Genomic DNA, 1,597 nt, shown 5'->3' with positions numbered 1-1,597 from the left:
GTCATGGTTAAAAGAGATGCTTGAGACTTAACTAGACCTAGCATATGACCTGATATGCCTTTTTCATTGATTTCCTCAACGGACTGATTCGGCTTTTTAGGCTGTGAAGGCTTTAAGCCATAAACAAAGGTATGAGACTGCTTCATGTTATATACATGTGTAGAATCGGCCGGCTTTTGACCAGTAGAAAAAGCTTCTACGATTAAATTATATTCATTTAAAATAAACTGATATTGCCGATCAATGATATCAAGCAGCTCTTGTTCTTTTACATATTGCCTAAACATCATAAACTGATCCATTACATTAATCGAGCCGGCAAGTGTTTCATGAACGTCAAATAGTTCATGCCCTCCATGGTTCAATTGAGGGGGTACAGCTCCAGTTTGCATGTTTGTAGGAAGTTCGTGATTATTCATACTAAGTCCTCCTTAAAATCGGTATCGACTATAGTCTTTAAACTTCTTCAGGTTTTATACTCAAACTTGATTTATTCATAAAATGTTGCTCTACATAACTTAATTTACAACTAGTTATTTAATTAAAGGGTAAAAGTGAAAGGGTTTTATGAAAAAAAAGCGAATATCAATAACAATTCACGATCTATAGATAGGGGAATCAAAAAACATGAATGAGCTGCTGTCATACTCAAGTGAATTAAAACACGAAGCAAATCAACTGGTGGTATCCAGTCATTTATTGGATCTGTTAAGAGAATATGGTTGTCTTCTCTCAGGGGAGAGTTTTGAGTTAAATGTCATGACAAATCGCATCATTAATTTTTACGTAGGAAATGATGAAATGGATGAAGAATCTATTTTTCACATGGGGTATCAGCTTACAAAGCGTTTTAGCCCTTATAAGATGACATTTACTAATGAAAAAGATAAGTATCAGTGGAGTCTGTATATGATTCAGAAGGGAGAAGAGTGGAAGCTTGATATTTCCGTGCTTCCAGAAAATATCGTGAAAGGCAAAGTTGAGAAACAAGAGTTATTAAAATCACTTTTCACTGAAAAGAAGCGAGAATGCATTTTATTTTTCAAGCAGCAAAGCGGATATAATCGCTATTATACGAGTGATCATGTCTATAAGGCTGTGCTAGAAGATGACATTCACGATGATATGTCTTTTTTTATGTGGCTGCAAAGACAAAAAAAAGTAAATCAACAAACGTAAAAAAGAGCCGCTTAGGCTCTTTTTATGCGTTTACGGATGTTTTTACAGGTAAAGCAGCTTTTAGCATCCAAATATGTTTTTCAATGTTGCCGATTGTTCCAATGAATAAGTCAGCTGTTACGTGATCGTGTGCTGCTTCAGCGTTTTCAACTGCATTTTTTAGGTTTTTAACAAGTAGCGTATAGTCATTAATTAAGGTTTCTACCATTTCTTCACTCGTTTGCTCGTTTCCATCTTCAGAAAGAGTAGCTGCTTGCAAAAATTGCTTCATTGTAGCAATTGGGCTTCCTCCAATGGCTAGTAATCGTTCTGCATATTCATCTATATAGTCCGCCGTCTCATTATAGAATTCTTCAAATTTTTCATGAAGCGTAAAAAATTGAGGCCCTTTTACATACCAGTGAAAGCGATGTAGCTT

At 35.4% G+C, this 1,597-nt stretch carries 3 protein-coding genes; 1 reads left to right on the top strand and 2 read right to left on the bottom strand.

From position 1 onward, the window contains the following. Positions 1-419: spore coat protein (locus tag AC1DRF_RS26975; RefSeq protein WP_477742189.1), on the bottom strand; the 419-nt coding region annotated here is incomplete at its 3' end. A gap of 208 nt (positions 420-627) precedes the next feature. Between AC1DRF_RS26975 and AC1DRF_RS26970 the strand changes: the two genes are divergently transcribed. Further along, entirely contained in the window at positions 628-1,179 is a 552-nt protein-coding gene (locus tag AC1DRF_RS26970; RefSeq protein WP_477742188.1) for a hypothetical protein, read from the top strand. Between the two features lie 22 nt (positions 1,180-1,201). Here AC1DRF_RS26970 and AC1DRF_RS26965 read toward each other — a convergent pair. Further along, positions 1,202-1,597, bottom strand: a 396-nt coding sequence (locus AC1DRF_RS26965; protein ID WP_477742187.1) for a Dps family protein, incomplete at its 5' end; no start/stop codon positions are given.

This window comes from Priestia sp. P5_B4, from assembly GCF_056400385.1.
The sequence above is the reverse complement of the archived record's forward strand: the minus strand, read 5'-3'. Positions and strand labels throughout refer to the sequence as shown.

Bases quoted from the DNA above. Each gene is read 5' to 3' on its own strand.
- AC1DRF_RS26970 (WP_477742188.1), top strand. From the start codon at position 628: ATGAATGAGCTGCTGTCATACTCAAGTGAATTAAAACACGAAGCAAAT.